Annotated in this window: 6 protein-coding genes and 1 tRNA gene; 1 reads left to right on the top strand and 6 read right to left on the bottom strand. The window is 65.5% G+C overall.

Annotation, left to right across the window (positions count from 1 at the left end; genetic code table 11):
* Positions 1–311 precede the first annotated feature (311 nt).
* On the top strand, positions 312–824 hold the full coding sequence (locus tag ABZV91_RS07465) for a TetR/AcrR family transcriptional regulator (RefSeq protein ID WP_355236868.1): 513 nt from the start codon (positions 312–314) through the stop codon (positions 822–824).
* A 63-nt stretch (positions 825–887) separates the two neighbouring features.
* Here ABZV91_RS07465 and ABZV91_RS07470 read toward each other — a convergent pair whose 3' ends face one another.
* From ABZV91_RS07470 to ABZV91_RS07495, 6 genes are all read right to left on the bottom strand, one after another.
* Positions 888–995 (bottom strand): DLW-39 family protein, encoded by a 108-nt coding sequence (locus tag ABZV91_RS07470; protein WP_218000722.1) that lies wholly within the window; start codon positions 993–995, stop codon positions 888–890.
* Positions 996–1,124: 129 nt separating this feature from the next.
* A tRNA-Ile gene (locus tag ABZV91_RS07475) sits at positions 1,125–1,198 on the bottom strand.
* A gap of 183 nt (positions 1,199–1,381) precedes the next feature.
* On the bottom strand, positions 1,382–2,488 hold the full coding sequence (locus ABZV91_RS07480; protein WP_355236870.1) for a DUF3566 domain-containing protein: 1,107 nt from the start codon (positions 2,486–2,488) through the stop codon (positions 1,382–1,384).
* A 39-nt stretch (positions 2,489–2,527) separates the two neighbouring features.
* Positions 2,528–5,029, bottom strand: a complete 2,502-nt coding sequence (gene gyrA / locus ABZV91_RS07485; protein WP_355236873.1) for a DNA gyrase subunit A — start codon at positions 5,027–5,029, stop codon at positions 2,528–2,530.
* Positions 5,030–5,096: 67 nt separating this feature from the next.
* Positions 5,097–7,142: a DNA topoisomerase (ATP-hydrolyzing) subunit B gene (gyrB, locus tag ABZV91_RS07490; protein ID WP_355236876.1), complete on the bottom strand. Its 2,046-nt coding sequence runs from the start codon at positions 7,140–7,142 to the stop codon at positions 5,097–5,099.
* Positions 7,143–7,451: 309 nt separating this feature from the next.
* Positions 7,452–7,701 (bottom strand): DciA family protein (locus tag ABZV91_RS07495; protein WP_355236878.1); only part of this gene is annotated, 250 nt, incomplete at its 5' end.

Genomic DNA, 7,701 nt, shown 5'->3' on the forward strand with positions numbered 1-7,701 from the left:
ATGGAAGTACTGTACTCAAAGGTATGGATTCGGCGCGGGAAAATCCCGCGCCCCGACGGAGACACAGGCCGCAGGCCCGACCGGCGAGCTGCCGTGATGAGCGAATACGTCGAGGCCGTCGGCCGCCTCCCCTACCATCGGAGTATGAGACTCAGCGCTGACCTGTCGAACCGATGACGGCGGGTTCGTCCACGGCTTCGCACCCCGATCCATCCGACGACCGGACGGCGCCACCCCGACCCCGATCGAAAAAGGCTCGCGCGCAACAGTCCCGGCGGCGCCGCAGCGCGCGCCTGTCCTACGACGACTGGGTGGACGGCGCACTGAACCTGCTGTCGCGCGAAGGCGTCGCGGCGATCAGGATTCCGCGGTTGTGCCAGGAGCTCGGCGTCACCAAGGGGAGCTTCTACTGGCATTTCGACGATATCGAACAGCTCATGGCGGCAATGGCCGACCGCTGGAGCGCGGTACAGAGCGAAACGATACGAGAGCTGGGCGACTTCGTGGAGATCCCGGTGGAGGAACGGATCGAGAAGATGGCCGCCATGCTCGTCGACCACCGGCACTGGATCGTGGAGACCACGGTGCGGGAATGGTCTCGCGGCAACCCCAAGGTCGCCGACGCGGTACGCAACCTCGACCAGCGGGTATTCGAGACGGTCTACCGGACGATGCTGGACCTGGGGTTCGACGAGAACCAGGCCGGGCTGCGGGCGGGCGCCATGGTCTACATCGGGCTCGGGTTGATCCACGGCCGGGACAATCTGCCGACACCGACCACCGAACAGGTGTACTCGGTCATCGAACTGCTGGCCCGGCCGTGATCACAGCGATCCGGCCGTCACCGGGTCCGCCGGCGACGACTGCGAACGCCGCCCGGGGCGGGGTCAGCGGGTGGTGACCTCGTGCCACAGGTCGGCGTCGTCACGCTGGCGCAGCTTGCTGATACCGATGAGAACCGCAGCGACAATACCGATGGTGAGAACGTATTTCATGGTCTCGAGCCTAGTCCTGTGACCCCGGAACAGCTCAATTCCGGACCGGACGGTATCCAGAGGCGCGTCCGGAAACGAATCAGCCCTCGAACCGTGATGGTTCGAGGGCTGTCGGTTCTCGTACAAGTGTGGGTCTAGGAGGACTTGAACCTCCGACCTCTTCGTTATCAGCGAAGCGCTCTAACCGCCTGAGCTATAGACCCGCGGGGCTCACCGAACCGTAGTTTCTCGCGACAACTGTAGTTCGACGACCGAGAACAGAGACTACAGGAAACCGTGATTTCAACCAAAACCGCTGGTCAAAGCGACGGCATCGTAGCCCGGCCGAGAAGAGAAACGGCCGGCACCCGGAGACGAGCGCCGGCCGTTTCGCCACATACGCGAATTCAGTCCGGGTCGGCCAGGGTGACCTGGATACCGCCGACCATATCGCAGCACTGGTTGTAGATGAATGTGCCGACCGTGGCCAGGGCGGTGAACAGGACGACGTTGATGAGCCCGATCACCCCGGCATAGCCGAAGACCGTACCCGCGTCGATCAGCCCCACCGACCCACTGTCCGGGGAGACCATATCGGTGAAGGTGCTGTTGAGCCGCTCCCAGACGCCCATCCCGGCCAGCACCATGTACAGCAGCGCGACCGCGATCATCCATACGAAGAACATGGCCACGCTGATCACCAGGGTGATCTTCAGCGTGGACCACGGATCGATCCGGCGTACCTGGACGGTGGCACGCAACGGTTCTCCACCCAGTACCGCCTGCGGCAGCCCACGCGGCGCCGCCGGCGGGGACGGGGCCGCGACCGGCGGTGTGTACGGGTTGTGCTGTGGGCTGGGCGGCTGTTCCGGAGGTAGTGGATGCCGGATCTCGGAAAGGTCCGGCATATCCTTCACCAGCTCCGGACGCGCGATACTGCGCGTGGGCCCGTCCAGGCCAACAGATTTGGCCATGGCCGCTTCCTTGCGTGCCGCCTTGGCCGCCAGGTCGCTGGTGGTGCGGGCATTGGTGACCCCGCCCTGCAGGCCGCCGCCCTGCAGTCCCCCGCCGCCCTGGAGCCCTACCGGCCGCTGCGCACCGCCCACCGGCATATGGCCGGGCCGCGAGAGGTTGGACTGCGGTTCCCGCTGCGGCAACTGCGACCAGCCCTCCTGGTAGCGGTTCGCCTCGGGTCCTTTGCCGCCCTGTTGGTTTCCGGCACCGCCCTGCTGATCGCCCGGCCCGCCGCCGGCCGGCGGACCTGGATTCCGGTCCGCCGGGGCGTTGCGCGATTCGGACGCGAATTCGCCTTGCTGCTCCTGCTTTTCGGGCTGCGGACCACCGGCGGGCGAACCGCCGGACGGATTACCGCCCGGCTGCCCACCGGCCTGGTCGTGGTCCGCGGCCTCGCCCGGCCGCTGAGTCGGGCGCGGCGAAATCGGGGACGGGGTGACCCGCTCGGTCACGCCGTTCGTCTGCTGCCGCTCGTCGCTCGGCTGTTTCGGAGTGGTCAATGGGAATCCTCGGATCCGTTCTTTGCCGCCGATATGGGATTACTGCTCGGGAGAACCGCCGCCGTCGATCTGCTCGGGCTCGTCGGCGTTACGTGCGATCGCAAGCAAGGTATCGCCCTCGGCGAGGTTCATCAATCGCACGCCCTTGGTCTGCCTACCGGCCTTGCGCACCTGCCGGGCGGCAGTACGGATAACGCCTCCACTGGAGGTGATGGCATACAACTCGTCGTCGTCGTCGACGATGAGCGCCCCCACCAGGGTGCCACGCCGGGTGTCGTACTGGATCGTCAATACGCCTTTTCCGCCGCGTCCCTGTGCGGTGTACTCCTCGATAGCGGTCCGCTTGGCATAGCCGCCCGAGGTCGCTACCAGCAGATATGTCCCGTCACGGACCACGTTCAGCGAGAGCAGGGCATCCTCGGCATTGAACCGCATACCCTGCACCCCGGAGGTGGCGCGTCCCATCGGCCGCAGCGCCTCGTCGGTGGCCGAGAAGCGGATCGACTGTCCCTGCGCCGAAACCAGCAGCAGGTCGTCCTCGGCCGAACACAGTACGGCGCCGACCAATTCGTCGTTGTCGCGCAGGTTCACCGCCACGATGCCGCCGCTGCGGTTGGAGTCGAAATCGACCAGGCGCGACTTCTTGACCAGGCCCTTCTGCGTGGCCAGCACCAGGTAGGCGGCGTCCTCGTAGGACTTGATCCGGATTACCTGGGCGATCTTCTCGTCCGGCTGGAAGGCCAGCAGGTTCGCTACGTGCTGCCCGCGCGCGGTCCGGTTGGCCTCCGGCAATTCATATGCCTTGGCCCGGTAGACACGGCCCTTGTTGGTGAAGAACAACAACCAGTCGTGGGTGGAGGTCACGAAGAAGTGCCGGACGATATCGTCCTGCTTCAGACCCGCGCCCTGCACGCCCTTGCCGCCGCGCTTCTGGCTGCGGTACAGGTCGGTCTTGGTGCGCTTGGCGTACCCGGTCTCGGTGATGGTGACGACCACGTCCTCACGGGCGATCAGGTCCTCGTCGGCCACATCGCCGTCGGCGGAGATGATCTGGGTCCGCCGCTCGTCGCCGTGGCGCTCCACGATTTCGGCGAGCTCGTCCTTGACGATCGCACGCTGCCGTTCCGGCTTCTCCAGAATGTCCTTCAGATCGGCGATTTCGGCCTCGAGCTTGGCCAGTTCGTCGACGATCTTCTGCCGTTCCAGCGCCGAGAGACGCCGCAACTGCATATCCAGGATCGCGGTGGCCTGGGTCTCGTCGATATCGAGCAGTTCCATCAGACCGGTCCGCGCGGTATCGGTATTGGCCGACCGGCGGATCAACGCGATGACCTCGTCCAGCTGATCCAGCGCCTTGACCAGGCCGCGCAGGATATGCGCCCGTTCCTCGGCCTTGCGCAGCAGGTAGCGGGTGCGCCGGACGATGACTTCCAGCTGATGGTTCACATACAGCCGGATCATCTGATCCAGCCGTAGGGTGCGCGGGACGCCCTCGACGATGGAGAGCATGTTCGCGCCGAAGCTGGTCTGCAGCTGGGTGTGCTTGTACAGGTTGTTCAGCACGACCTTGGCGATCGCGTCCCGCTTGACGGTGACCACGATGCGCAGGCCCACCCGGTCCGAGGACTCGTCGTGGATATCGGCGACCCCGGCGATCCGGCCGTCCTTGACCTGTTCGGCGATCGCGTTGATGAAATTGTCGGTGTTGACCTGGTACGGCAGACCGGTGATGACGATCGTGGTGCGGCCGCGGGAGTCCTCTTCGATCTCCACCACACCGCGCATACGGATGGATCCGCGTCCGGTGGTGTAGGCGTCATGGATGCCCTGGGTGCCGACGATCAGGCCGGCGGTCGGGAAGTCCGGGCCCTTCACTCGCTCCATACAGGCCGCGAGGGTGGCTTCCTCGTCGGCGTCGTGGTTGTCGAGCACCCAGTAGATGGCCTCGGCCAGCTCGGTCAGGTTGTGCGGCGGGATATTGGTCGCCATACCGACCGCGATACCGTTGCTGCCGTTCATCAGCATGTTCGGTACGCGGCTGGGCAGGACGACCGGTTCCTGGGTCTTGCCGTCGTAGTTCGGGATGAAATCGACCGTGTCGTGGTCGATTTCGCGCAGCAGTTCCATCGCCAGCGGGGTGAGCCGGCATTCGGTGTACCGCATGGCGGCGGCGCCGTCGTTACCGCGGCTGCCGAAGTTGCCCTGGCCGTCGACCAGCGGATACCGCATGGCCCAGGGTTGAGCCATGCGGACCAGGGTGTCGTAGATGGCCGAGTCGCCGTGCGGGTGGTAGTTACCCATCGTGTCGGCCACCGGCCGTGCGGACTTCACATAGCTGCGATCCGGCCGGTAGCCGTTGTCGTGCATCGCGTACAGGATCCGGCGGTGCACCGGCTTGAGGCCGTCGCGGACCTCGGGGAGCGCGCGGCCCACGATCACGCTCATCGCGTAATCGATATAGCTGCTCTGCATCTCCTGCTGGATATCGACCGGCTCGATCCGGTCGCCCGCGCTCTCCGGCGGCAGGGTTGTGTCGGTCATGAAATCTCCTAGGTACTGACGGGATACGGCGGGTCACCGCGCGCGGGAGCGCTGCGGGTGGACCGCCCTATACGTCGAGGAAGCGGACGTCCTTGGCATTACGGGTGATGAAGCTGCGACGCGCCGCCACATCCTCGCCCATCAGGACGCTGAACAGCTCGTCCGCCGCGGCGGCGTCGTCCAACGTCACTTGACGGAGCACCCGGACCGAGGGGTCCATGGTGGTCTCCCACAGTTCCTTGGGGTTCATCTCGCCGAGGCCCTTGTACCGCTGGATACCGTCGTCCTTGTTGATCTTCTTGCCGGCGGCCAGACCGGCTTCGAGCAGCCCGTCGCGCTCCCGGTCGGAGTAGGCGAACTCGGGGTCGACCCGGTGCCACTTCAGCTTGTACAGGGGCGGCTGCGCCAGGAACACGTGACCGTGCTCGATGAGCGGCCGCATGAAGCGGAAGAGCAACGTGAGCAGCAGTGTCGAGATGTGCTGGCCGTCGACGTCGGCGTCGGCCATCAGCACGATCTTGTGATACCGCAGCTTGGCGATATCGAACTCGTCGTGGATACCGGTGCCGAAGGCGGTGATGATCGACTGGACCTCGGCGTTCTTGAGGACCTTGTCGATACGCGCCTTCTCGACGTTGATGATCTTTCCGCGCAGCGGCAGGATCGCCTGGTACATGGAGTCCCGGCCGGATTTGGCCGAACCGCCGGCGGAGTCGCCCTCGACGATGTAGATCTCGGATTTGCTCGGGTCCTTGGACCGGCAGTCGGCCAGCTTGCCCGGCAGGCCGCCGATATCGGTCGCGCTCTTGCGCCGGACCAGCTCACGGGCCTTCCGCGCCGCGACCCGGGCCTGCGCCGAGGACACCGCCTTGTTGACGATGGTCTTGGCGTCCGCCGGGTTGGCCTCGAACCAGTGCGCCAGATGCTCGTTGCAGGCACGCTGCACGAAGGACTTCACCTCGGTGTTGCCGAGTTTGGTCTTGGTCTGGCCCTCGAACTGGGGCTCGCTCACCTTGACGCTGACGATGGCGGCCAAGCCTTCGCGGATATCGTCGCCGGTGAGGTTTCCGTCCTTCTCCTTGAGAAGCTTCTTCTCCTTGGCGTACCGGTTGACGACCGTGGTCAGCGCCGCACGGAACCCCTCTTCGTGAGTGCCGCCCTCATGGGTGTTGATGGTGTTGGCGAAGGTGTGCACCGACTCGGAGTAGCCGGAATTCCACTGCATCGCGACCTCGAGCTCGTGCCCGGTGCCCTTACCGTTGAACGAGACCACCGAGTTGTGGATCGGCTGCTTGGTCCGGTTGATGTGCCGGACGAAATCTTCCAGACCGCCCGGGTAGTGGTAGGTGCGGGTCTTCACCTTGGGCTCGGCCGCGGGCTTCTCGCCGTTGTCGTCGTGCTTGGGCGCTTCGGCGGTGTCGCTGACCACCTCGTCGGTGATCTCGGTATCGCTGACGCGCTCGTCGGTCAGGACGATGGTCAGGCCCTTGTTCAGGAAGGCCATCTCCTGCAGGCGCCGCGATACGGTCTCGAAGTTGTAGGTGGTGGTCTCGAATACCGCGGGATCGGCCCAGAACCGGATGGTGGTGCCGGTGGCCTTGGTCGGCTCGCCCTGGACCAGCTGCCCCGGGACCGCGTCCTTGTAGGTCTGGCTCCAGTGATACCCGTCGGTCTCCACCTCGGCTTCGAGCCGGCTGGACAGCGCGTTGACCACGGAGATACCGACACCGTGCAGACCGCCGGATACCGCGTAGGAATCGGAGTCGAACTTGCCGCCGGCATGCAGCTGGGTCATGACGACCTCGATGGTCGGAATGCCCTGGGCGTGCATGGCGACGGGAATACCGCGGCCGTCGTCGACGACCTGGACGCCGCCGTCGGCGAGGAGCGTGACCTCGACCCTGGTGGCGTGGCCGGCCATCGCCTCGTCGACGGAGTTGTCCACGACCTCCCAGATCAGGTGGTGCAAACCGCGCTCACCCGTGGAGCCGATGTACATGCCCGGGCGCATCCGCACCGCCTCGAGGCCTTCCAGGACCTTGATGGAGGAGGCACCGTAGTCCTGCTTTCCCGATGCGCTCGAGCCTGATGCTTTGGAGTCTTTGGCAGCCACTGGTCGGTAGCTCTCCTTACTTGCTGATCCCCGGGACGGCGGTGGGACAGCGCACGTGGGCCCGGGACCGATCAGAGGGCTGCACGCAACGCGCCGAGGGTATCGCCGCTGATTTACTCTTACATCCTACTTCGCGGCCCAACTTACAGTGCACCTGCGACACCCCTGGCGGCTTCCTGGGTGAGAGAAATCGGACCGGCACGGGTCCCCTCGCGATCCGGCCGTTTCGAAGCAGCAGATTCGGCCTGAGAGTTCACTGAGGCGCGGGGGCGGCGAACACGGGAGCGGGTTCCACGTGAAACCGGGTTTTCATCCGTAGGTATCGCGTGGTCCGCGGCCCCGGATGTGACGTTGCCCCTTGCGCCAGCTCGGTGCCGTCGGCCCGGAAATCCGCAGGGAACGCACGACACCGGGCCCCACCGCCGCGCTGATCTTCGCGAGCAGCTGCGCCTGCAGCAGACGTAGCTGCGTGGCCCACGCGGTGGACTCGGCCGCGATACTCAATACCCCGTTCTCGAGCGAGACCGGTTTCGCGTGGTCGGCGATATCCTCGCCGACC

The sequence above is a fragment of the Nocardia sp. NPDC004568 genome, from assembly GCF_040609955.1.
Classification (GTDB): domain Bacteria; phylum Actinomycetota; class Actinomycetes; order Mycobacteriales; family Mycobacteriaceae; genus Nocardia.